The sequence below is a fragment of the Streptomyces sp. NPDC091376 genome, from assembly GCF_044757085.1.
Taxonomy (GTDB): Bacteria; Actinomycetota; Actinomycetes; order Streptomycetales; family Streptomycetaceae; genus Streptomyces; species Streptomyces pratisoli.
The window spans coordinates 110,900-134,764 of record NZ_JBIVUF010000014.1 but is presented as its reverse complement, the minus strand read 5'-3'; the positions used below and the strand labels follow the sequence as shown (position 1 = coordinate 134,764).

General features: G+C 70.5%; 20 protein-coding genes. 14 read left to right on the top strand and 6 right to left on the bottom strand.

Annotated features, from left to right (window positions below; all coding sequences use genetic code 11):
• Positions 1-176: 176 nt before the first annotated feature.
• Together ACIQMR_RS27460 and ACIQMR_RS27455 are read right to left on the bottom strand one after the other, a co-directional pair.
• Positions 177-2,603, bottom strand: coding sequence for an MFS transporter (locus ACIQMR_RS27460; protein ID WP_401392566.1), 2,427 nt, complete (start codon positions 2,601-2,603; stop codon positions 177-179).
• Positions 2,604-2,963: 360 nt separating this feature from the next.
• A complete protein-coding gene (locus ACIQMR_RS27455; protein ID WP_401392563.1) occupies positions 2,964-3,407 on the bottom strand; it encodes an SRPBCC family protein in 444 nt (147 codons plus the stop codon).
• 134 nt (positions 3,408-3,541) lie between these two features.
• Between ACIQMR_RS27455 and ACIQMR_RS27450 the strand changes: the two genes are divergently transcribed.
• From ACIQMR_RS27450 to ACIQMR_RS27440, 3 genes are all read left to right on the top strand, one after another.
• The gene (locus ACIQMR_RS27450) at positions 3,542-4,603 is read left to right on the top strand and encodes an Rv2578c family radical SAM protein (RefSeq protein WP_401392560.1); all 1,062 of its coding nucleotides are present in this window, start codon (positions 3,542-3,544) and stop codon (positions 4,601-4,603) included.
• A gap of 183 nt (positions 4,604-4,786) precedes the next feature.
• On the top strand, positions 4,787-6,376 hold the full coding sequence (locus tag ACIQMR_RS27445) for an alpha/beta hydrolase (RefSeq protein ID WP_401392557.1): 1,590 nt from the start codon (positions 4,787-4,789) through the stop codon (positions 6,374-6,376).
• Between the two features lie 115 nt (positions 6,377-6,491).
• Positions 6,492-7,106, top strand: a complete 615-nt coding sequence (locus ACIQMR_RS27440; protein WP_401392554.1) for a GNAT family N-acetyltransferase — start codon at positions 6,492-6,494, stop codon at positions 7,104-7,106.
• Here ACIQMR_RS27440 and ACIQMR_RS27435 read toward each other — a convergent pair.
• A complete protein-coding gene (locus tag ACIQMR_RS27435; RefSeq protein ID WP_401392552.1) occupies positions 7,055-7,630 on the bottom strand; it encodes a HEAT repeat domain-containing protein in 576 nt (191 codons plus the stop codon). The two genes, ACIQMR_RS27440 and ACIQMR_RS27435, sit on opposite strands and share 52 nt — an antisense overlap.
• 405 nt (positions 7,631-8,035) lie before the next feature.
• Here ACIQMR_RS27435 and ACIQMR_RS27430 point away from each other — a divergent pair, with 405 nt between their 5' ends.
• The 9 genes from ACIQMR_RS27430 to pssA all read left to right on the top strand — a co-directional run bounded on the left by ACIQMR_RS27430 (position 8,036) and on the right by pssA (position 18,981).
• Positions 8,036-9,817, top strand: a complete 1,782-nt coding sequence (locus tag ACIQMR_RS27430; protein WP_401392550.1) for a 3-hydroxyacyl-CoA dehydrogenase family protein — start codon at positions 8,036-8,038, stop codon at positions 9,815-9,817.
• A 103-nt stretch (positions 9,818-9,920) separates the two neighbouring features.
• Positions 9,921-10,751, top strand: a complete 831-nt coding sequence (locus ACIQMR_RS27425; RefSeq protein WP_401392548.1) for a TetR family transcriptional regulator — start codon at positions 9,921-9,923, stop codon at positions 10,749-10,751.
• A gap of 462 nt (positions 10,752-11,213) precedes the next feature.
• Positions 11,214-12,551 carry a crotonyl-CoA carboxylase/reductase gene (gene ccrA, locus ACIQMR_RS27420; protein ID WP_401392546.1) on the top strand — a complete coding sequence of 446 codons (1,338 nt, stop codon included), beginning with the start codon at positions 11,214-11,216 and terminating at the stop codon, positions 12,549-12,551.
• Between the two features lie 16 nt (positions 12,552-12,567).
• The gene (locus tag ACIQMR_RS27415) at positions 12,568-14,580 is read left to right on the top strand and encodes a protein meaA (RefSeq protein WP_401392543.1); all 2,013 of its coding nucleotides are present in this window, start codon (positions 12,568-12,570) and stop codon (positions 14,578-14,580) included.
• Complete coding sequence (locus ACIQMR_RS27410; protein ID WP_401392540.1) at positions 14,577-15,542, top strand: HpcH/HpaI aldolase/citrate lyase family protein; 966 nt, start codon at positions 14,577-14,579, stop codon at positions 15,540-15,542. Before ACIQMR_RS27415 ends, ACIQMR_RS27410 begins: the two co-directional genes overlap by 4 nt.
• Before the next feature lie 5 nt (positions 15,543-15,547).
• Positions 15,548-16,072: a MaoC family dehydratase gene (locus ACIQMR_RS27405; protein ID WP_351222726.1), complete on the top strand. Its 525-nt coding sequence runs from the start codon at positions 15,548-15,550 to the stop codon at positions 16,070-16,072.
• A gap of 2 nt (positions 16,073-16,074) precedes the next feature.
• Positions 16,075-17,280, top strand: a complete 1,206-nt coding sequence (locus tag ACIQMR_RS27400; protein ID WP_401392536.1) for an acyl-CoA dehydrogenase family protein — start codon at positions 16,075-16,077, stop codon at positions 17,278-17,280.
• 191 nt (positions 17,281-17,471) lie between these two features.
• Positions 17,472-18,119 carry a phosphatidylserine decarboxylase gene (locus ACIQMR_RS27395; protein WP_266386686.1) on the top strand — a complete coding sequence of 216 codons (648 nt, stop codon included), beginning with the start codon at positions 17,472-17,474 and terminating at the stop codon, positions 18,117-18,119.
• Positions 18,112-18,981 carry a CDP-diacylglycerol--serine O-phosphatidyltransferase gene (pssA, locus tag ACIQMR_RS27390; protein WP_401392798.1) on the top strand — a complete coding sequence of 290 codons (870 nt, stop codon included), beginning with the start codon at positions 18,112-18,114 and terminating at the stop codon, positions 18,979-18,981. Before ACIQMR_RS27395 ends, pssA begins: the two co-directional genes overlap by 8 nt.
• 460 nt (positions 18,982-19,441) lie before the next feature.
• Here the strand turns inward: pssA and ACIQMR_RS27385 are convergent, their stop codons facing one another.
• Positions 19,442-19,987 (bottom strand): ATP-binding protein, encoded by a 546-nt coding sequence (locus ACIQMR_RS27385; protein ID WP_401392532.1) that lies wholly within the window; start codon positions 19,985-19,987, stop codon positions 19,442-19,444.
• Between the two features lie 167 nt (positions 19,988-20,154).
• On the opposite strand from ACIQMR_RS27385, the gene ACIQMR_RS27380 reads away from it, so the two are divergent.
• Both ACIQMR_RS27380 and ACIQMR_RS27375 read left to right on the top strand, forming a co-directional pair.
• Complete coding sequence (locus ACIQMR_RS27380; protein ID WP_401392529.1) at positions 20,155-20,388, top strand: DUF397 domain-containing protein; 234 nt, start codon at positions 20,155-20,157, stop codon at positions 20,386-20,388.
• 92 nt (positions 20,389-20,480) lie between these two features.
• Entirely contained in the window at positions 20,481-21,383 is a 903-nt protein-coding gene (locus ACIQMR_RS27375; protein ID WP_401392526.1) for a helix-turn-helix domain-containing protein, read from the top strand.
• A gap of 185 nt (positions 21,384-21,568) precedes the next feature.
• On the opposite strand, the gene ACIQMR_RS27370 is transcribed toward ACIQMR_RS27375, so the two are convergent.
• Both ACIQMR_RS27370 and ACIQMR_RS27365 read right to left on the bottom strand, forming a co-directional pair.
• A complete protein-coding gene (locus ACIQMR_RS27370; protein WP_401392524.1) occupies positions 21,569-22,387 on the bottom strand; it encodes an SAM-dependent methyltransferase in 819 nt (272 codons plus the stop codon).
• A gap of 278 nt (positions 22,388-22,665) precedes the next feature.
• Positions 22,666-23,796: a glycerate kinase gene (locus ACIQMR_RS27365; protein WP_401392521.1), complete on the bottom strand. Its 1,131-nt coding sequence runs from the start codon at positions 23,794-23,796 to the stop codon at positions 22,666-22,668.
• Positions 23,797-23,865 lie beyond the last annotated feature (69 nt).

Genomic DNA, 23,865 nt, shown 5'->3' with positions numbered 1-23,865 from the left:
TACTCCCATGCACCAGAGCCTGGGCCGCCGGCACTCGGCCCGGCCGCACGGACGTCGTCTTCGGCCTCGGCTTTCATGGCTACTTTCATGGCTGCGTACGGAGCCGCGCGGCCCCGGTAAGACCGGTGCGGAACGGGGTCTGCCCCAGGGCCCGAGGGGTGACGCGGTCCCGTGGGTCAGGAGTACTGGTCCTCGTGGCCCAGCTGGAGTTCGCGCTCCGTACGCCCCCCGGCCGCGACCTGCAGCACCGTCGCCACCGGCGGATAGCCCGCCGCGATGACCGTGTACTCGCCGGAGGACAGGTCGACGAAGCGGAAGGTCCCGTCGGGCCCGGTGGTGAGGGTGTCGACGACGTTGCCGGCTGCGTCCAGCAGCGTCACCCGCGCGTCCTCGACGGCCCGTCCGCCGCCGGCGCGCACCGTGCCGCGCAGCACCGCCCCGCCCGCGAGTTCGATGTCCTGCCGCGTCTCGCGCGCCGCCTGGACACTGACGGGCAGCGCGGCCGGGCGGAACGCGGGGGCGCTCGCGGCGAGGGTGTACTCCCCCGCCACCAGTTCACCGATCACATAGCCGCCCTCGCGTCCGCTCCGCGCGGAGGCGACCACGTCGCCGCGGACGTCGGTCAGCGTCACGGCGGCATCGCGCACCGGACTGCCGTCCGCGGTGACGACGTTCCCCGCGAGACGTCCCGCACCACCGAGCACGACGTCCAGTTCGACCGGCCGTTCGCCGACGGTCACCGACACCGCCTGTGGCTGATGCCCGCCGGCCGCCGCGATGAGCACGTAACTGCCGGATCCGGGCACGCTGAGCGCGTAGCGCCCGTCCTCACCGCTGGCGCCGCGCCCGATCTGCTGCCCCCGGACGTCGATGAGAGTGAGCGCGGCACGCGGGACGGTGCTGCCGTCGTGATGCTGCACGGTCCCGCAGACCGGCACCCCGGCACTGACCGGAGGGGCGGGCGAGTGAGCGGCCGGCGCCGTGCGGGCGTGCGGCACGGAGGTGGGGTCCGCCGAGGCGGGGGCGTGATGGGACACCAGCGGTTTCTCCTTGAGGAAGAAGGCGAGGAACAGCCCGAGGACGAGCACCGGTACGAGGTAGAGGAAGATCCGCGGCATCGCGTCGGCGTACGCCTGGATGTAGTGGTCGCGCAGCGCGGGCGGCATCGCGTGGACGAGCTGCGGGGTGAGGGACTCGGCGGCGGGAAGGCCGTCGGCGGCGTGGACGCGTCCGTCGAGCGCGTGGGTGAGCCGGTCGGCGAAGAGGGTGCCGAAGACTGCCGCGCCGACGCTGCCGCCGATCTGCCGGAAGTAGTTGTTGGCGCTGGTGGCGGTGCCGAGATCGGCGGGCGGTACGGAGTTCTGCACGGCCAGGATCAGTACCGGCATCACCATGCCCACGCCGATGCCGAGCACGGCTTGCCAGACCGAGTACTCGAGCCGGGTGGTGTCGGCCTCCAGCCGCGACAGCAGCCACATGCCGACGGCCGAGACGGCGGTGCCGGCCACCGGGTAGACCTTGTAGCGGCCGGTGCGGCTGATGAGCTGTCCCGAGACGATGGAGGCGGCGACGATGCCGCCCATCATGGGCAGCATCAGCAGCCCGGACTCGGTGGCGCTCGCACCGTCGACCATTTGCAGGAAGGTGGGCAGGTAGCTGGCCGCGCCGAAGAGGGCTACGCCGATCACGGCTCCGACGAGGCCGGTGATGTTGAACACCGAGTCGCGGAACAGCCGCAGGGGGATGACCGGTTCGGGCGCGTAGTGCTCGACGACGAGGAAGAGCAGGGTCGTTCCGGCGGCTCCCGCCGCGAGACCCAGGATGACGCGTGAGTCCCAGGCGTACTCCGTGCCGCCCCAGCTCGTCAGCAGGACCAGGCAGGTGGAGGCAGCCGCGAGGAAGAAGGCGCCGAGGACGTCGAAACGGGCCCGCGCGGGCGGCTTGGGCAGCTTCAGGACGACGGCCACGACCGCGAGCGTGACCAGGCCGAACGGCACGTTGATGTAGAAGCACCAGCGCCAGGAGAGATGGTCGGTGAAGAAGCCGCCCAGCAGTGGCCCGGCGACCGAGGCGAGCCCGAAGGCCGCGCCGATGAGGCCCATGAAGCGGCCGCGTTCCCTGGCCGGGACGATGTCGGCGATGATCGCCTGGACGCCGATCATCAGTCCGCCGGCGCCGATGCCCTGGATCGCGCGGAAGGCGATGAGCTCGTCCATCGTGCGGGACCAGCCGGCCAGGGCCGAGCCGATGACGAACACGACGATGGCGAACTGGAAGACGCCCTTGCGGCCGTAGAGGTCCCCGAGCTTTCCGTAGACCGGCAGTCCGATCGTCGCCGTGAGGAGATACGCGGTGATGGCCCAGGACATGCGGTCCAGGCCCTGGAGTTCACCGACGATCTTCGGCAGGGCGGTGGCGACGATCATCTGCTCCAGCGCGGCGAGCAGCAGAGCGAGCATCAGACTGAAGAAGACGAGGCGTACGCGGCGGGGGCTGCGGTCCTCCACGGCGTCGGCCGCTGCCGGGGCGGGGGGCGCGGGGGGCCCGGGACGACCGGCCGTCTCGGCGGTCTGCCCGTCCTTCACCAGAGTGGTCCCGCCCACGTACTGCTCCCCTCGTCGCGGCTGCGCGGCGTCATTCTTCGCATTACGCGCCAAGGAGGAGCAAGCGGGACGTTATCGGGAAACAGGGGCCGGAGAGGAGGGCGGACGGGCCGCCGGGGGCGCACAACGGGCGCTCATCAGGAGCTTTCCCGCGGCTCCCGGCACGCCGGGCGCACGAGTGAGCCACGGGGAAAACCACTCGAAACGGTGACCCTTGCCGCGCCCGTGAAGTGGGGCGTCACCCCGGGAAGACCGGGGCTCACACTCGCCGGACGGACCGCCGGACCACCGCCGGACAGGCCGCCCGACGAACCGTCGAACGGAAGGGCCACCGAACGGAAGGGCCACCGAACGAAAGTGCTACTTCTCCACCTCGGCGGCGAGCTTGGCGAGGACCTCGTCGTAGATACGGGCGAGCCCCTTGGGCGCGAAGGTCCGCTCGAAGAATCCGCCGATGCCGCCCGCGCCGTTCCAGACGGTGGTGACCACGGCCCGGGAGCGGCCCTCGCCGGCGGGCGTCACGGTCCAGGTGGTGACCATGGAGGAGTTGCGGTCCTTCTCGACCAGCTGTCCGTCGGTCGGCTCGGAGACCTCCAGCAGGCAGTCGCGGACGCGCTTGCTGGTGGCCTGGAGCTTCCAGTGGACGAGGGTGCCCTCGCCGTCGCCGCCCTCACGCACCTCGTACTCGCTGAAGTGCCCGGACAGGAGCTTCGCGCGGGTGTCCTTGTAGTCGGCCAGCGTGTCGAACACGGTCTCCGCGTCCGCCGCGATGACCCGCTCCGTCGTGGCCTCGACCTGCGCCATTGCTTCTCCTCCAGCACTCGGTTCCTGCGATGGACCAAGCCAACCACCTCACGCGGGGCCGCCCAAAATCGGGGTTGCGGCGATCAAGGGAACAAGTGTTCTATTCTGTGGTCAGTGCTACCGAGGAGGCGCCCATGCGCTGGGACAATCTCGCCGAGAACGGCCGGAACGCCACGGACCCCGAGAGCGCGACCCTGCCCGGGGACATCGCGCTCTTCGGCACGGACGCCGTGACCACACGCACCTTCGACACCCCCGAGTTCCGCGGGATCACCTTCCACGAGGTCCGCGCCCGTTCGATCCTGAACCGGGTGCCGGGCGCCTCACGAATGCCGTTCGAATGGACGGTGAATCCGTACCGGGGCTGCACGCATGCCTGTGTGTACTGCTTCGCCCGCAAGACCCACAGCTATCTGGACCTGGACACCGGACTCGGCTTCGACAGCCAGATCGTCGTCAAGGTCAACGCGCCGGAGTTGCTACGGCGCCAGCTGGCGTCGCGCCGCTGGCAGGGCGCGCACATCGCGATGGGCACGAACGTCGACTGCTACCAGCGGGCCGAGGGGCGCTACCGGCTGATGCCCGGCATCATCGGCGCCCTGCGCGACCACGCCAATCCGTTCTCGATCCTCACCAAGGGCACGCTGATCCTGCGTGATCTGGAGCTGCTGCGGCAGGCCGCGGAGGTGACCGACGTCGGGATCTCCGTCTCGGTCGGCTTCACGGACCCGGGGCTGTGGCGCTCGGTCGAGCCGGGTACGCCGTCGCCCGAGCGGCGCCTCGACGTGGTCCGGGCACTCACCGAGCACGGCATCGGCTGCGGAGTGCTGATGGCCCCGGTCGTCCCCTTCCTCGGCGATCACCCGGACCAGCTGCGCGCGACCGTACGGGCGATCGCGTCGGCCGGGGCGACGTCCGTGACGCCTCTCGTGCTGCATCTGCGGCCCGGAGCGCGCGAATGGTTCATGGCGTGGCTGGCCCGGGAACATCCGCACCTGGTGCGGCGGTACGAGCGGCTGTACGCGGAGGGCGCCTACGCGCCCAAGTGGTACCAGCGCCGGATCACCCGTCATGTGCACGAGCTGGCAACCGAGTTCGGGATAGGCCCGGCGCAACGCGGCACGCCCCGCCGGATCCCGCCGGCGACCGGCCCCGTTCCCGCCGAGCCCGCCGCGACCCAGCTCAGCCTCCTCTGACCGCCGCCCCGCCGTCCTCCCGCGAACGTCGTCCCGCGACCTCCGCCGTCCGCCGTCCCACCGCTGCTCCCTCATCAAACGGGTCACTTACGGCACGAACATGTCCCTGACGGTGGATATCGGGGAACGCTGCCCCGGGGCTCCGCGCCGCCCGGCCGCGCCCCCGTGATCCCGGGAGGACATGTGAACAGACGCGCAGGAGTGCTGGTCGCCATCGGCGCGACGGTGACCGCACTGGTCACCGGCACGCAGTCCGCCGCCACCGCGGAGCCGGCGGCGCCCCGCGCCGCGGCGCTGAAGTGGACCGCCTGCGCGACCGAGGAGCATCCGAAGCTCGAATGCTCGTCGGTGAAGGCGCCGCTGGACCACGCCGATCCGGGCGGCCGACAGATCACGCTGGCGCTCTCGCGGGTACGGCACACCGCCAGGACCTTCCAGGGACCGCTGCTGGTCAACCCGGGCGGGCCGGGCGCCTCCGGGCTGAAGACGGCCGCTTTCGTCGCGGCGTCGCTGCCCGCCAAGGTCGCGGCCCAGTACGACGTGATCGGGTTCGACCCGCGCGGAGTCGGCTCCTCACGGCCTGCGCTCAACTGCCGCCCCGGCCACTTCGCTCCCGTACGCCCCGACTCGCTCCCGCTCGACGTCCGGACCGAGCGGGCGAATCTGGCCAGGGCGCGATCCTTCGCCGTGGGCTGTGCGACCAGGCACGCCGATCTGCTGCCCCATATGAACACGGCCGCCATGGCGAAGGACCTCGACGTCGTACGGCGGGCCCTCGGCGCCGCGAAGATGAGCTACTTCGGGTACTCGTACGGCACCTATCTCGGCGCCGTGTACGCCAAGTACTTCCCGCAGCACGTCCGGCGCATGGTGCTCGACTCCGCGGTGAACCCCGACGGCGTCTGGTACCGCGCCAACCTCGGCCAGGACCTCGGCTTCGACGCCCGCCACAAGGCGTTCGCCGCCTGGGTGGCCAGGCACCACGCGACCTACCGGCTCGGCAGCGACCCGGCGAAGGTCGAGGCCGCCTGGTACGCGATGCGCACATCGCTGAGCAAGGCACCCGCGGCGAAGAGGATCGGCCCGGCCGAACTCGAGGACACCTTCCTGCCCGGCGGCTACTACAACGGCTTCTGGCCGTATCTCGCCGACGCGTTCGCCGCCTACGCGCGCACCGGAGCCACCACGTCGCTCGTGGAGGCGTACGAGTCCTTCGGCGCTGTCGACAAGCAGGGCGAGAACAGCTACTCCGTCTACACGGCGGTCCAGTGCCGGGACGCGGCGTGGCCCCGGAGCTGGGGCACCTGGCGCGACGACAACTGGGCGGTGCACGCGAAGGCCCCCTTCTCCACCTGGAACAACGCCTGGTACAACGCGCCGTGCGTGTTCTGGCCGCTGGAGCCCCTCGGCCCGACGGACGTCACCAACCACGCGGCGCCGCCGGTGCTGATCCTCCAGGCCACGGACGACGCGGCCACACCGTACGAGGGTGGTGTCACCCTCCACCGCAAACTGCAGGGCTCCCGGCTGGTCGTCGAGGACGGCGGCGGCAACCACGCGATCTCGCTGAGCGGGAACAAGTGCCTGGACCGCTATGTGACGGACTATCTGGCCACCGGAAAGCTGCCGCCGTCCGCCGCGGCCGGGCCCGCGGACGCGGTCTGCGCCGCGAAGCCCGAGCCGAAGCCGCTGAAGCCCGGGGTGCGGACGGGTGCCACGGACGGGGAGCGGGCCGGGGCCGCGCTGCACCGGCTGCTCGGCCACCGGAACTGACGGGTAGGACGGCCGGCGGAACCGACGGCTGGGAACCGACGGGCAGGAACCGACGGGCAACCGACGGGCGGGACCGGACGGAGCGTTGTCGGTGGCGTGCGCCAGGATGAGGGGCATGAGCCCGCACCCTCTCCATGTGCCCGCCCCTGACAGCGCCGTCCCCGGGGATCCGGCCGCGCGGCAGGTGCGCCTGCGGCGCATGACCGACGCCGACTGCGAGGCGGTCGCGGCCGTCCGGGTCGGGGGCTGGCGGCACGCCTACGCCGGGCTTATGCCTCAGGAGTACCTCGAGGCGATGGACGAGGCGGCGGACACGGCGCGGCGCCGGGCCCAGCTGGCCGCCGCGGACCGCGCCGGAGTGGTCCACCTGGTGGCCGAGACGGCGGCCGAGGTCGTCGGCTGGGGATGCTACGGGCCGTACCGCGAGGAGGACGCGACGACCGGCGACGGCGAGGTGTACGCGCTGTACGTACGGCCGGAGCGGATCGGGACCGGTGTGGGGCGGGCGCTGCTCACCGGGCTGATGTCCCTGGCGGCGGCGGACGGCCGGCCCGCGCTGCTGCTGTGGGTGCTCAAGGACAACGCGCGGGCGCGCCGCTTCTACGAGAAGGCCGGCTTCACGGCGGACGGAGCACAGGAGCCGTTCGAGGTGGGTGGCGCCGTGGTGCAGGAGGTGCGTTACGGGAGACGGCTCAGCGCGGCGGAGGCGGCGGCGGACAGCCGGGGGTGAGTGAGGGCCGACCGCAGGACCGGGCGGGCACGCTCGTCGGCGAGGGCGCCCAGTCCCTCGACACAGGCGAGTGCCACGCGCCAGTGCGGATCGCCGGGCGTCAGCCGCCGGTCGAGGGTGGTGATGAGCGCCGGGGCGGATTCGGGCGCGCGCAGAGCGGTGAGGAGGCGTACGGGGGTGAGGGCGTAGGCGACGCGCCGCTCGTTGGTGGCGAGCGCGGCGGCGGCCTGTGCGGTACGCGGGTCGCCGAGCCTGGTCAGGGCGTAGGAGGCGGAGACACAGCGGTCCGGGTCGCGGTGGTTGAGCAGCAGGACGAGGGGTTCGAAGGCACGGCGGTCTCCGGCACAGCCGAGCCGGAAGGCGGCGATCTCCCGCGCCCATAAGGGCCGTTGGGTCTCGGTCAGCACCGCGGCAAGGTCGTCCGGGTCGGCGACGTCGGTCAGCCGCCGGTGCAGTTCCTCCTCGTGCGGGCCGGACACTTCCCGCCGGGTGCGCCGTGCCAGGTCGTCCAGGTCCGCGTCCATACGGAGCAGCCTAGGTGTAGTGACCCGGCCCGGGCCCGGCACGATCCGGACGTCACCCGACGGTGGGCGCGGCGGGGCCGCGGAGCGCGGCGCAGATCACATCCGCACAGGGCTGGCGCGCTCGTTACTCGCCGGTTAACCTCAAGTGAGCGGGCAACACCCGCACTGCTCTCGGCGGCCTGGTGACGCAGCCGCCCGGGGGTGACTCCCAGGCCGCAGGGCCCGGGAGAGCTGGTCGGTTCGGCAGTTCGGCGTGACTCCGGGACAGGGTCCGTCGCCATCTTCATCGCGACATGCGCTCTGCGCGTGCCACGCGCCTCGCCCGGTCCGCGGCTGCGGACCGCGGGCGGCGCCCCGCGGCACGTACGCCCTCCCTCAGTCGTCACTCATTCCTGGAGTCCCGTGATGGACATCCCTCTCTCCACCATCGCCGTCGTCGGTCTCGGCACCATGGGCACCGGTATCGCCGAGGTCCTCGCCCGGGCCGGCCGTGAGGTCATCGGCATCGACGTCAGCGACGCCGCCGCCCGCCACGCCGTCACCGCCCTCGAAGCCTCCACCGCGCGCGCCGTCGAGCGTGAGCGCATCACCGAGGAGGAGCGCCGGAACATCCTCGCGCGCTTCCGCACCTTCTCCGACCTCCAGGCGGCCGCGGAAGCGGACCTCGTCATCGAGGTCGTGCCCGAGTCGTACGAGGCGAAGCAGCAGGTCATCCGGGCGCTCGACACCGTCGTGCGCCCGGAGACGATCATCGCCACCGGCACCAACGCGCTGTCGGTGACCCGGCTCGCCGCCGACTCCGCGCGCCCCGAGCGCGTCCTCGGCCTGCACTTCTTCAACCCGGCGCCGGCGATGAAGCTCGTCGAGGTGGTCTCCTCGGTGCTGACCGCCCCGCACGCGGTGGAGGCCGTCACCGTGCTCGCCCGTGACCTCGGCAAGGAGCCCGTCGCGGTCGGCGACCGGCCCGGTTTCGTCGCGGACGGGCTGCTCTTCGGCTACCTCAACCAGGCCGCCGCGATGTACGAGGCGAAGTACGCCTCCCGCGAGGACATCGACGCCGCGATGAAGCTCGGCTGCGGACTGCCGATGGGCCCGCTCGCGCTGCTGGACCTGATCGGCATCGACACGGCCCGCACCGTCCTGGACGCGATGTACGCCGAGTCCCACGACCGGCTGCACGCCCCCGCGCCGATCCTGAAGCAGCTCAGCGAGGCGGGACTGACCGGCCGCAAGTCGGGCCGCGGTTTCTACACCTACGAGGCACCGGACAGCGCCTCCGTCGTGCGCGACGCGCTGACGCCGCTGGAGGCCGCGCAGTCCGCCGGCGGACGCCCGGTGGCCTCGGTCGGCGTGGCCGGTTCGGGCACGATGGCGAGCGGCATCGCGGAGGTCTTCGCGAAGGCCGGCTACGACGTGGTCCTCGCCGCCCGCAGCCAGGAGAAGGCCGAGACTGCCAAGTCCCGTATCGCTAAATCCCTTTCGCGCTCTGTCGACAAGGGACGGATGACCTCCGAGGCCCGCGAACAGACGCTGGCACGGATCACCCCGGCCGGCTCGCTCGACGCGTTCGCCGAGGTCGACCTGGCTCTGGAGGCCGTCGCCGAGGACCTGGAGATCAAGCAGCAGCTGTTCGCCACCCTCGACAAGATCTGCAAGCCCGGCGCGGTGCTCGCCACCACGACGTCCTCGCTGCCCGTCGTCGCCTGCGCGCGCGCCACCTCGCGGCCCCAGGACGTCATCGGCATGCACTTCTTCAACCCGGCGCCGGCGATGAAGCTCGTCGAGATCGTCCGTACGGTCCTGACCTCCGACGAAGTCCACGCCACGGTCCGCGAGGTGACGACCAGGATCAGGAAGCACCCGGTGGACTGCGGCGACCGCGCCGGCTTCATCGTGAACGCGCTGCTGTTCCCGTACCTCAACAACGCGATCAAGATGGTGGAGGAGCACTACGCCTCGCTCGACGACATCGACGCGGCGATGAAGCTCGGCGGCGGCTATCCGATGGGGCCTTTCGAACTCCTCGACGTCGTCGGCCTCGATGTCTCGCTCGCGATCGAGAAGGTGCTCCACCGGGAGTTCCGGGACCCGGGCCTGGCCCCCGCGCCGCTGCTCGAGCACCTGGTGGCCGCGGGCTGCCTCGGCCGCAAGACCGGTCGCGGCTTCCGCGAATATGCCCGGCGCTGATTCCGGCCGCGCGAACGGATCGGGCTGGGGCGGGCTGCTGGACGGTGCGGGCGGCCCGCCCCTGCAGGCGCAGCCCGCCGCGCAGATGCAGTACGTTCAGGGCATGTCCCAGCCCGCTGACGCCCCCCGAAGGCCCTCCCGGACCTCCGCGCCCGCCTCGACCGACGCCCCGGAAAGCGCCGCGGGCAGCCGCGCCGCCGCTCAGCGGCTCAAGATGCGCCGGGAACTGGCCGCGGCGGCCATGGAACTGTTCGCCACCAAGGGATACGAGGCGACGACCGTCGACGAGATCGCCGCGACGGCGGGGGTCGCCCGCCGGACGTTCTTCCGGCACTTCCGCTCCAAGGAAGAGGCGATCTTCCCGGACCACGACGACACGCTCGTGCGGGCCGAGGCGGTGCTGAACGCCGCGCCGCCCCACGAGCACCCGCTGGACACCGTGTGCCGGGGCATCAAGGAAGTCATGAAGATGTACGCGGCCTCGCCCGCGGTCTCCGTCGAGCGCTACCGGCTGACCCGCGAGGTGCCGACGCTGCGCGAGCGGGAGATCGCCTCGGTGGCCCGCTACGAGCGGCTGTTCACCCGCTATCTGCTGGGCCACTTCGACGAGCGCGACCACCACGACGGCAACGACGACCCCCTGCTCGCCGAGGTGGCCGCGTCCGCCGTCGTCACCGCGCACAACCATGTGCTGCGGCGCTGGCTGCGGGCGGGCGGCCAGGGCGACGTGGAGGCGCAGCTCGACCACGCGTTCGCGATCGTCCGCGAGACGTTCGGATCCGGGATCGGCGCGGGGCGCTCGGGCCCGGGCCCGGAGCGGAGTCCCGCGGCTCAGGTCCAGTCGGGCGGGGAGGTCCTGGTCGCGGTGGCACGGACGGACGCCCCGCTGCCCGAGGTCATGCGCACGATCGAGCAGGCGCTGCGCGGCCGCTAGGAACGTTCCCCCGGGACACGCCCCGGGCTACGCGCCGGGCCCGAGACATGGGCCACATCACCCACCACTGTGTGGTCACAGACGGATACCGCATGCAACGGCCGCCCCCTCCGGGCGGCCGTTGTCGCAGGTCAGGCCCCTTATTCGATCGATCATCGCTCATCTGTGACCGGCAGATTGCATGTGAGTGAAATTGTTGGCACGCAGTGTCTTGCGGCCTGGCACGGGGTGCCATACGTTGATGTTGTCCGGGCGGCCGGCGTGCAGACAACTGTCGTACGTCGGCTGTCCCCGCAAGCCACCGGCTCGCGCGCCCGGACGCCTGCGTCACAGGCAACCTCCCGCGCCCACAAGCGCTGCTGGCACCACCCCGCCGAACCGACGGCACACCTCCACAGCAGACACTCCCCGACGCTCCCCTCAGCGTTCTCGTCTCGAACGCCATTCGCCGGAGGCAACACCGTGAAGGAAATCCTGGACGCGATCCAGTCGCCGGACAGCACGTCCGCCGACTTCGCCGCACTGCCGCTCCCCGAGTCGTACCGTGCGGTGACCGTGCACAAGGACGAGACCGAGATGTTCTCCGGTCTCACCACGCGCGAGAAGGACCCGCGCAAGTCGCTGCACCTCGACGACGTTCCCGTCCCGGAGCTCGGCCCCGGCGAGGCGCTCGTCGCGGTCATGGCCTCGTCGGTCAACTACAACTCCGTCTGGACCTCGATCTTCGAGCCGCTGTCGACCTTCGGCTTCCTGGAGCGCTACGGACGGCTCTCCGAGCTCACCAAGCGCCACGACCTGCCGTACCACATCATCGGCTCCGACCTGGCGGGCGTCGTCCTGCGCACCGGCCCGGGCGTGAACGCCTGGAACCCCGGTGACGAGGTCGTCGCGCACTGCCTCTCGGTCGAGCTGGAGTCCTCCGACGGCCACAACGACACGATGCTCGACCCCGAGCAGCGCATCTGGGGCTTCGAGACCAACTTCGGCGGCCTGGCGGAGATCGCCCTCGTCAAGTCGAACCAGCTGATGCCCAAGCCCAAGCACCTCAGCTGGGAGGAGGCCGCGGCCCCGGGCCTGGTGAACTCCACCGCATACCGCCAGCTGGTCTCGCGCAACGGCGCGGCGATGAAGCAGGGCGACAACGTGCTGATCTGGGGAGCGAGCGGCGGACTCGGCTCGTACGCCACGCAGTTCGCGCTCGCCGGCGGCGCCAACCCGATCTGCGTCGTCTCGAGCGACCAGAAGGCCGACATCTGCCGCTCCATGGGCGCCGAGGCGATCATCGACCGCAACGCCGAGGGCTACAAGTTCTGGAAGGACGAGCAGACCCAGGACCCGAAGGAGTGGAAGCGCTTCGGCAAGCGCATCCGTGAGTTCACCGGCGGCGAGGACATCGACATCGTCTTCGAGCACCCGGGACGCGAGACCTTCGGCGCGAGCGTCTTCGTCACCCGCAAGGGCGGCACCATCACCACCTGCGCCTCGACCTCGGGCTACATGCACGAGTACGACAACCGCTACCTGTGGATGTCGCTGAAGCGCATCATCGGCTCGCACTTCGCGAACTACCGCGAGGCGTGGGAGGCCAACCGCCTGATCGCCAAGGGCAAGATCCACCCCACCCTGTCGAAGGTGTACTCCCTGGAGGACACCGGCCAGGCCGCCTACGACGTCCACCGCAACCTCCACCAGGGCAAGGTCGGCGTCCTCGCGCTGGCGCCCGAGGAGGGCCTGGGCGTGCGCGACGAGGAACTGCGCGCCAAGCACCTCGACGCCATCAACCGCTTCCGGAACATCTGAGGCAGAGGTCCGTTCGATGACAGAGCGTCAGAAGGACCGGCCGTGGCTCATGCGCACGTACGCCGGTCACTCCACGGCCGAGGCGTCCAACGAGCTGTACCGGCGCAACCTCGCCAAGGGCCAGACCGGCCTGTCGGTCGCGTTCGACCTGCCCACGCAGACCGGCTACGACCCCGACCACATCCTCGCCCGCGGCGAGGTCGGCCGGGTCGGGGTCCCGGTCTCGCACCTCGGTGACATGCGGCGGCTGTTCCAGGACATCCCCCTGGAGCAGATGAACACCTCGATGACCATCAACGCCACGGCCATGTGGCTTCTGGCGCTCTATCAGGTGGTCGCGGAGGAGCAGGGCGCCGACATCACCAGACTCCAGGGGACGACGCAGAACGACATCGTCAAGGAGTACCTGTCGCGCGGGACGCACGTCTTCCCGCCCGGCCCGTCGCTGCGCCTGACCACCGACATGATCACCTACACGGTGGCGCACATCCCCAAGTGGAACCCGATCAACATCTGCAGCTACCACCTGCAGGAGGCGGGGGCCACGCCGGTCCAGGAGATCGCCTACGCGATGTCCACGGCGATCGCCGTCCTGGACGCCGTACGGGACTCGGGGCAGGTGCCGAAGGAGAAGTTCGGCGATGTCGTCGCCCGGATCTCCTTCTTCGTGAACGCGGGCGTCCGCTTCATCGAGGAGATGTGCAAGATGCGTGCCTTCGGGCGCATCTGGGACAAGGTCACGCGTGAGCGGTACGGCATCGAGAACGCCAAGCAGCGCCGTTTCCGCTACGGCGTCCAGGTCAACTCGCTCGGTCTGACCGAGGCCCAGCCGGAGAACAACGTCCAGCGCATCGTCCTCGAGATGCTGGCGGTGACCCTCTCCAAGGACGCCCGCGCCCGCGCCGTCCAGCTCCCGGCGTGGAACGAGGCCCTGGGCCTGCCGAGGCCCTGGGACCAGCAGTGGTCGCTGCGCATCCAGCAGGTGCTCGCCCATGAGAGCGATCTGCTGGAGTACGAGGACATCTTCGCGGGCTCGCACGTCATCGAGACCAAGGTCGACGCCCTCGTCACGGAGTCGCTCGCCGAGATCGACCGGATCCAGGAGATGGGCGGCGCGATGGCGGCCGTCGAGTCCGGGTACCTCAAGTCGCAGCTGGTGTCCTCGCACGCCGAGCGGCGCGCCCGGATCGAGGGCGGCCAGGAGAAGATCGTCGGCGTCAACATCTTCGAGACCACCGAGGAGAACCCGCTCACCGCGGATCTCGACACCGCGATCATGACGGTCGACCCGGCGAACGAGGCCCGGGTCGTCGCGAAGCTCCACGAGTGGCGCGACAACCGCGAGGAGGGCCGCGCCCAGGAGGCGCTGGCCGCTCTGAAGGCCACGGCCGCCGGCGACGGCAATCTGATGGCCGCCACCGTCGAGTGCGCCCGCGCGGGCGTCACCACCGGCGAGTGGGCGTGGGCGCTGCGGGACGTCTTCGGCGAGTTCCGCGCCCCGACGGGTGTGTCGTCCGCGCCGGTCGCGGTCACCGCCGAGGAGGGCACGCCGATGGCGCTCGTACGGGAGAAGGTCTCCCGTACCGCCGGCGAGCTGGGCTCGGGCCGGCTGCGGCTGCTGGTGGGCAAGCCCGGCCTGGACGGGCACTCCAACGGTGCCGAGCAGATCGCCGTACGCGCCCGCGACGCGGGCTTCGAGGTGGTCTACCAGGGCATCCGGCTCACGCCCGAACAGATCGTCAACGCGGCCCTCGCGGAGGACGTGCACTGCGTGGGCCTGTCGATCCTGTCCGGCTCGCACGCCGAGCTGGTGCCGGACGTACTGACCCGTCTGCGCGAGGCAGGCGCATCCGACATCCCGGTGATCGTGGGCGGGATCATCCCGAACAGCGACGCCGAGGACCTGAAGCGTGCGGGTGTGGCCGCCGTCTTCACCCCGAAGGACTTCGGTATCACGGGGATCATCGGCCGTATCGTCGACGAGATCCGGAAAGCGAACAAGCTCGACCCCCTGGAGGTCCCCGCATGACCAGCCCCGTGAACCGCCTGCGTCCGCGACGCTCCTGCCTCGCGGTGCCCGGTTCGAACCCGCGCTTCCTGGAGAAGGCCCAGGGACTGCCGGCCGACCAGGTCTTCCTGGACCTGGAGGACGCGTGCGCGCCGCTCGCCAAGCCCGAGGCGCGGCACACCATCGTCAAGTTCCTCAACGAGGGCGACTGGACGGGCAAGACGCGGGTCGTGCGGGTCAACGACTGGACGACGCACTGGACGTACCGGGACGTCGTCACGGTCGTCGAGGGCGCGGGCCAGAACCTCGACTGCATCATGCTGCCGAAGGTCCAGGACGCCGAGCAGATCGTGGCGCTCGATCTGCTGCTGACGCAGATCGAGAAGACCATGGGCTTCGAGGTCGGCAAGATCGGCATCGAGGCACAGATCGAGAACGCGCAGGGCCTCAACAACGTCAACGCGATCGCCCAGGCCTCCCCGCGCGTGGAGACGATCATCTTCGGCCCGGCCGACTTCATGGCGTCCATCAACATGAAGTCGCTGGTCGTCGGCGAGCAGCCGCCCGGCTACCCGGCGGACGCCTACCACTACATCCTGATGAAGATCCTCATGGCCGCCCGTGCCAACGACCTCCAGGCGATCGACGGCCCCTACCTGCAGATCCGCAACCAGGAGGGCTACCGCGCCGTGGCCCAGCGGGCCGCCGCCCTCGGCTTCGACGGCAAGTGGGTGCTGCACCCGGACCAGGTCGCCGCGGCCAACGAGATCTTCTCGCCCTCCCAGGAGGACTTCGACCACGCCGAGCTGATCCTGGACGCGTACGACTACTGCACGTCCGAGGCGGGCGGCAAGAAGGGCTCCGCGATGCTCGGCGACGAGATGATCGACGAGGCCAGCCGCAAGATGGCCCTCGTCATCTCCGGCAAGGGCCGCGCCGCCGGGATGACCCGTACCTCGAAGTTCGAAGCCCCGGAGGCCTGAGCATCATGCAGTTCGGACGCACATACGAGGAGTTCGAGGTCGGGGCCGTCTACAAGCACTGGCCCGGGAAGACGGTCACGGAGTACGACGACCACCTCTTCTGCCTGCTGACCATGAACCACCACCCGCTCCACATGGACACGAACTATGCGGAGAAGACGACCGACTTCGGTAAGAACGTCGTCGTGGGCAACTACATCTACTCGCTGCTGCTCGGCATGTCCGTGCCGGACGTCTCGGGCAAGGCGATCGCGAACCTGGAGATCGAGTCGCTGCGGCACGTCGCCCCGACGTTCCACGGCGACACGATCTACGGCGAGACGACCGTCCTCGACAAGACCCCGTCGAGGTCGAAGAGCGACCGCGGCATCGTCTACGTCGAGACGAAGGGCTACAAGCAGGACGGCACCCTGGTGTGCGTGTTCCGCCGCAAGGTGATGGTGCCCACCGAGACGTACATCAAGGAGCGCGGCGGCGAGCAGCCCGGCCGGCCCGAGCTGATCGAGCCCTCGAAGAAGGCGGAGAAGTAGTCATGGCCCGACTCGCCCAGACCGCTGGTCTGACCGACGTCCAGCAGGAGATCCTCTCGACCGTCCGGGACTTCGTCGACAAGGAGATCATCCCGGTCGCCACCGGGCTGGAGCACCGCGACGAGTACCCGCAGCAGATCGTCGACGGACTGAAGGAACTCGGGCTCTTCGGCCTGATGATTCCGGAGGAGTACGGGGGCCTGGGCGAGTCCCTCCTCACGTACGCGCTGTGCGTCGAGGAGATCGCCCGGGGCTGGATGTCCGTCTCGGGCATCATCAACACGCACTTCATCGTGGCGTACATGCTCAAGCAGCACGGCACCCAGGAGCAGAAGGACCACTTCCTGCCCCGGATGGCGGCCGGCGAGGTGCGCGGCGCGTTCTCGATGTCGGAGCCGGCGCTCGGTTCGGACGTGTCGGCGATCACGTCGAAGGCGGTGAAGGACGGTGACGAGTACGTCCTGAACGGCCAGAAGATGTGGCTGACGAACGGCGGCACGTCGACGCTCGTGGCTGTTCTCGTCCGAAGTGACGAAGGACACCCCGAGGGCACCGCCCCGCACAAGTCGATGACGACGTTCCTGGTCGAGAAGGAGCCGGGATTCGGAGAGGTGCGCCCGGGCCTCACCATTCCCGGGAAGATCGACAAGATGGGCTACAAGGGCGTCGACACGACCGAGCTCATCATGGACGGACTGCGCATTCCGGCCAATCGGGTCCTCGGCGGCACCACGGGCCGAGGGTTTTACCAAATGATGGACGGAGTGGAAGTCGGACGGGTGAACGTGGCGGCACGTGGCTGCGGCGTCGCTCAGCGTGCCTTCGAGCTGGGCGTCTCCTATGCCCAGCAGCGTCACACCTTCGGAAAGCCGATCGCACAGCACCAGGCCATTCAGTTCAAGCTCGCGGAGATGGCTACCAAGGTCGAGGCCGCCCATGCGATGATGGTCAACGCGGCACGCAAAAAGGACTCCGGGGAGCGAAACGACCTGGAGGCAGGGATGGCGAAGTACCTCGCCTCCGAATACTGCAAGGAAGTCGTCGAGGACGCCTTCCGGATCCACGGCGGTTACGGCTTCTCCAAGGAGTACGAGATCGAGCGTCTCTACCGCGAGGCCCCGATGCTGCTGATCGGCGAAGGTACCGCCGAGATCCAGAAAATGATCATTGGTCGCCGGCTCCTCGAGGAGTACCGGTTCCAGGGCTGAATGAGGCTTTTGAGTCGGTTCGGCCGGTTCGGGCGCGAACTAGATCACACTCCGGCAGCCTTTGGTGAAGGCTTCCGGCCGACCGACTCGGCTTCTGGCTTGCCCAGTTGCGGCCCGCAACCGATAGCATCGCCAAAAAGCCGCCGTCCCCTTTGTTGCCAGCGCGGCATCATCCGCTACGAAGGTCATCCATGCCCCACAGCCAAACCTCTGCACCTCGCGGCCGCGTCCGCCTCGCGCGCGGAGCATCGCCGTGGCTTCTGCCGACCGTCGCGACCGCGGCGCTCAGCCTGGCGCGTGCGCGCCGGTCGAAGCGTGCCGCGGCCATCGCCGTGCCCACCACCGCTCTCGCGGCGGGCATGCTGTGGTTCTTCCGCGACCCCGAGCGCGAGATCACCCAGGGCCGGGTCATCTCCCCGGCCGACGGTGTGGTGCAGAGCATCATGCCGTGGAAGGACGGGCGCACCCGCGTCGCGATCTTCATGAGCCCGCTGAATGTCCACGTCAACCGCGCCCCGCTCGCGGGCACGGTGACGTCCGTCGAGCACGTGCCCGGCGGGTTCGTCCCGGCGTTCAACAAGGAGAGCGAGAACAACGAGCGCGTTGTCTGGCACTTCGACACCGAACTCGGTGACATCGAGATGGTCCAGATCGCCGGCGCCGTGGCCCGCCGCATCGTTCCGTACATCCCGCAGGGGACCAAGGTGGAGCAGGGTGAGCGCATCGGCCTGATCCGCTTCGGCTCGCGCGTCGACATCTACCTCCCGGCGGGTGTCGAGGTCGCAGTCGAGGTCGGCCAGGCCACGACCGCGGGGGTGACTCGCATTGACCGTGATTGATCCCGAGACACAGGCGGGCTGGGTCGAAGGGACCGAGCCCGGGTCCGGGGCCGCGGACGAAGCGGAGGAGATGCCCCTCTCGCTGCGGCTGTCGATAGCGGACACCCTCACTCTCGGTAACGCGACGTGCGGATTCATGGCGGTGTACTTCACCACCACCGGAATCCTGATCCCGCACCTCACGGGCAGCGCCGAGACCGGCATGGCGCGCAACAGCGCCGCCACCGCCGTGATCCTGATGCTGGCCGCGGCGATCTTCGACCTGTTCGACGGCATCGTGGCCCGCAAGCTGCGCTCGTCCCCGATGGGCGCCGAGCTCGACAACCTCTCCGACCTGATCAGCTTCGGACTGGCCCCGGCCTACTTCGTACTCGTGTACGGCATGGTCACTCCCGGCGCGGACCTGCAGCAGAAGGTCTCGGCGGTGGCCGCGATCGTGGTGCTCCTCGCGGTGGTGCTCAGGCTTGCGCGCTTCTCGTGCGTGACGATGAAGGACGGCATGTTCCAGGGCATGCCGAGCCCCTTCGGCGCGCTGACGGTCGTCTCGATCGTGCTGCTCGAGCTGCCGTTCATCCCGACGCTGCTCGCGATCATCGGTACGGCCTGGCTCATGGTGAGCCGGGTCGAGTACCCGAAGCCGCGGGGTGTCCTCGCGGTGGCGATGCTGAGCTGGATCGTGGCCGCGATGGGCCTGCTGGCGGCCTGGGCCTTCGACGCCCCGGGCGGCCAGCTGCTGCTCCAGACCGGCTGCGCCCTGCAGATCGTGCTGGCGGCGACGATCCCGCTCTTCGCGACGGCACGGCGGGTGAACACCTTCCGCGACAACCGTCGCGAGGCACGGGCCTCGGCGCAGCTTCCGTAGCGGCTTCGCAGCGCGGTCAGAACCACCTCGAAGGGCCCGGGTGCATGGCACCCGGGCCCTTCGTCGTGCCGTGCTCGCGCGGGCGGGCGTTCGCGGGTCCGGGGTAGGCCGGGGTAGTCCGGGGACGGCGGCAGGTGAGCGGGCGGGCGCGCGGTGGCTGCGCCTCGGGAGGGCGGCGGTGTGGAGCGCCGCGCGCGGGAGCGCGGCGGGCGCGGACGTCGTGCGCGGGAGCGCGGCGGGCGCGGACGTCGTGCGCGGGAGCGCGGCGGGCGGGAGCGCGGCACGCGGGGAACCTGGTACGCCGGAGCGCGGAGACGCCGCGGGCGGGAGCGCGGCAGGCGCGGAACGTCGTGCGCGGGAGCGCGGCACGCGGGGAACCTGGTGCAGGGGTGTCGCGCCGGTGCGTACGCGACGGGGGCGGCTCCTGTCGGTGCCGGCGGTGCGCGGCACGCGGCCTGGCTCAGTCCTGGCCCGGGACCGCCAGGCTCGCCCACACCGTCTTGCCGCGTGGCTCCGTCGGCGACCAGGACCAGCTCTCGCTCAGCGCGTCGATCAGGTCCAGGCCGCGGCCGTCCGGAGCGGAGGCTTCGGCGGTGCGTGGACGCGGCGGCTCGGGGCTCGGGTCGGCGACCGAGCAGACGAGGTGTCCGGGTTCGCGGACGAGGCCCAGCCAGAGGGGGTACTCCGTGGCGGCCCCCTGCGGATCAGGGGCGAGCGCGTGCCGGACGGCGTTGGTGACGAGTTCGCTGACGATCAGCGACATGTCCGGGATGAGCGGCTCCAGCTCCCAGCCGTTCAGCGTGAGGGCGACGAACCGCCGCGCCTGGCGGGCGTTGAGAAGGGTGCCGTCCAGTCCGCACGCGGCGAACCCGCCGAGGGCGGGCAACCCGTCCAGGGCGTTGTCCTGCCATGTCGCACCAGAACCACCGGGCGACGGTTTCGGGCCGAACTGCGCTGACGCGCGCCGACTACCGTGCCCGGCCTTCGTGGTCGAGATGGTTGACATGTGAGTTGTCACTGTTCATGTCCCCCTGCAGGCCTGGGTGTTCGACGCTGCGGCAGCCGGTGGTGAACGAGTATTGTCGAGTCGGCCTCGGAAATGCAATTGCATCTGGGATTGCATTGACCAGATCCGGAGCGAACGAACGTGCGAACACAGAGAGGTTGGTGGGCATGGAGTTCTCCAACGGCATGCGGGCGGACGCGTTGAACTCGGCGAATTGGATCAAGAGCAGTCACAGCAACGCCACGGGTAACTGCGTGGAACTGGCGGCACTCCCGGACGGACAGGTGGCCGTGCGCAACTCCCGCGATCCGCAGGGACCTGCCCTCGTCTACACACGCGACGAGGTGGAGGCCTTCGTCGCGGGTGCCCGCGATGGCGATTTCGACGGCGTGATTGGCTGAAAACTGCTCCCGCGTCGACCATTTCCCCATGGCTCACCTATAGATGTACGGGATAGTGTCGTCGTCTTCTCAATAGTCCGCAGGAGCGCGCGATGGCTGCAGTAGAACCGGGCCCGTCGTTGTTCGCCGGGCCCTTGGGGGCGGTCGAGAGCAACCCGACCGCCCTGAAGGTGATCCTGGGCGGCAAGCTGCGCGAACTCCGCGCCGCCGCCGGGCTCGACCCCTCGGCCGTCGACGTCCGGCTCGGCTTCTCACGGTCCAAGACCAGCCGGATCGAGCTGGGCCGGCACGGCTGCAAGCCCGCCGACGCCCTCGCCCTGCTGGGTCTCTACGGCGTGGACGGGGAGGAACGCGTCGCGGAGTTCCTGCGGCTGGTGGAGCAGTCCCGCCGCAGCGACTGGTGGCGCACCTTCAGCGACGTCCTGTCCGACTTCTTCGCGCCGCTGGTCGCGCTGGAGGGGGCGGCGGCGACCATCCGTACGTACGAACCGTTCTACGTGCCGGGCCTGTTGCAGACCTCCGCGTACGCCCGCGCGGTGATCCAGTCCGGGCCCGCCCGCCTGTACACCCACGACGTGCAGCGTCGCGTCGATCTCCGGCAGGAACGGCAGCGTCAGCTGGACCAGCCCGACGGTCCGCGCCTGTGGGCCGTGATCGACGAGTCCGTGCTCATGCGTACGGTCGGCGGTCCGCAGGTGATGCGCGGTCAGCTGGAGCATCTCGCCGCGATGATGCAACTGCCCCGGATCACCCTGCAGATCGCCCCGCTGGACCTGACGGCATCGGTCGGCGTCGGTACGGGGGTGACGTATCTGCGCTTCGCGCTGAGCGACCTGAAGGACGCCGTCTACATCGAGCATCTGACCGACAGCACCTTCAGCCAGAAGCCACAGGTCGTCGAGCAGTACCGCGACATGATGGACCGGCTCGGTGCCTGCGCCCTCACGCCGAGGCAGTCACTGGACCTCATACAGGAGCGCCTGTCCCGCCTCTGAGCCTCTCGGAGACGTCATTCCGGCTCCGGCCTCTCCGGAGACTCGTGTCCCCGCTCCGAGCCTCTCCGAGGCCCCTGGGAGCCGCCGGCCGGTCCGTCCCCCGGGATTGTTCCGCAGCAACGCCGCGGCCCCCGGGCGGGAGAGACGTCCGGGGGCCGCGGTGCGTACGGTGGCGAGCAGAGCGCTCAGACGACGCGGCCCACGCCGCCCCACTCGATCCATTCGTCGGTCTGCTGGACGGGGGCGAGGTCGGTGTCGGGCCGCCAGGTGGACACCTCCACCAGACCCGGCTCCAGCACCTCCAGGCCCGCGCCCCGGAAGAACTCCGTCACGTCGTGCTCCTCGCGGACCCGGCCCCAGTGGCCCCCGGTGGCCTCCGCCATGAAGTCCGTGACGAACTTGCGGATCTCGGGCCGGTCACTGACCAGCTGACAGACCACCATGAAGCTGCCGGGAGCAAGACGTTCGGCGACCTGGCGGACGAGCCCGGCCGGATCGTCCTCGTCCGGAATGCAGTGCAGCACCGACACGAAGAGCGCGGCGACCGGCCGGCTGAAGTCGATCAGCCGTGTCGTCTCCTCGTGGCCGAAGATGCCCTCGGTGTCCCGCATGTCGGCCTGGATGACCGCGGTGCGGTCGTTCTCCTCCAGCAGCGCGCGGCCGTGTGCGAGCACGATGGGGTCGCTGTCCACGTAGACGACCCGCGACGCCGGGTCGACGGCCTGGGCGACCTGGTGGACGTTGTCCTGGGTCGGCAGCCCTGAGCCGTGGTCGACGAACTGGCGTATTCCGTAGTCGGCGGCCAGCGTTCGGACGACGCGCTGCAGGAAGCGACGGTTGTTGACCGCCAGCACCTTGGTGCTGGGAACCTGCTGCAACAACTGGGCGCAGGCGTCGCGGTCGGACTGGTAGTTGTCGTCGCCCCCCAGGAAGTAGTCGTACATTCGCGCCACGCTCGGCACCTTGGTGTCGATGGCGTCCGGGCTCCACGACTCGCGCTGCATCCAGTCCTCATTCACGTCAACGGGAAATCTGGTCGGGTAGGACGCACATGCTAAGGAGCACCGGGGAGGCGGTACAGGGCGTTGGAACAGCCCGGTTGCGGCAGGGCCTTCTTTCGGCCATTCGGGGGAATCCACTCCGCCGCGTGCGCGGACCGGGCCAGGGGCGGCCCGTCGGCCGGCTCAGGCCGATCCGCGGAGCAGGCCGGGGACGTGCCCCGGGCCCACCTGTGGTCCGCGGCCCGGATCCGAGCGGACCCGGGCCGGGCCGCCGGGCGTGATCAGGAGAGGAAGTCCCGGGCGATCGACTCCGCCGCGCGCTCGAGCAGAGGGCCCGCCTGGGCCATGCAGGTGGCCGGGTCGGGCTCCAGGTCGAGGAGCGCGTAGGCACGGCGGATGCCGGCGGCGGCGAGTGCCGTCGGCGGGAGCGCGAGGCGGCCGCACACCGCGACGACCTCGATGCCCTGCGCGCGGGCCGCCGCGGCGACGCCCGCCGGTGCCTTGCCGTGCAGCGTCTGCTCGTCGAGCGAGCCCTCGCCGGTGATGACGAGGGTGGCCCGGGACAGCGCCGGGGCGAAGCCGAGGATGTCGAGCATCACCTCGATGCCGGGCCGGAAGCTCGCGCCGAGCGCGACCAGCGCTCCGTAACCGATACCGCCCGCGGCTCCGGCGCCGGGCTGCCCGGCCTGCTCGGGGCCGAGGACCGACGCGTAGTGGGCGAGCGCCGCGTCGAGCGTGGCGACGTCCTCGGGCGAGGCGCCCTTCTGCGGCCCGAAGACGGCAGGCGCGCCCTTCGGGCCGGTCAGCGGATTGTCGACGTCGCTGGCGAGAACCAGTTCGACGTCCTTGAAACGGGCGTCCAGGCCGGACAGGTCGGCAGTCGCCAGGTCTGCCAGCGCACCGCCGCCGGGGCCGACGGGCCGCCCGTCCGCATCCAGGAAGCGCGCGCCCAGCGCGGCCAGCATCCCGGCCCCGCCGTCCGTCGTCGCGCTTCCGCCGACGCCGAAGACGATCGTCCGTGCTCCCGCGTCGAGAGCGGCGCGCAGCAGCTCGCCGGAGCCGTACGTCGTCGCCGTGAGTGGCGCGAACACGCCGTCGGGAAGGTGCTGCAGTCCGGACGCCTCGGCCATCTCCACCACGGCGGTGGTACCCCGCAGCGCGTACGCCGCCGTCACGGACTCACCGAGCGGCCCGGTCACCGGCACCTCACGCCGCTCGAACCCGGCCGCCACGGCCGCCGCGACCGTGCCGTCGCCGCCGTCGGCGACCGGCAGGGTCTCCACGGCAAGCTCCGGGACGACCCGCCGCAGCCCGGCCGTCACCCGCTCCGCGACCTGTACAGCCGTGAGCGAGCCCTTGAACTTGTCCGCCGCCACGAGCACGTGCGCGGCGGTAACTGCTCCGTCCGTCACCTTCTGTTTCCCTTGCTTTCGAACAGGCAGTCGCGCCGCGACGACCCTATCCGCACCAGCACCGATTGG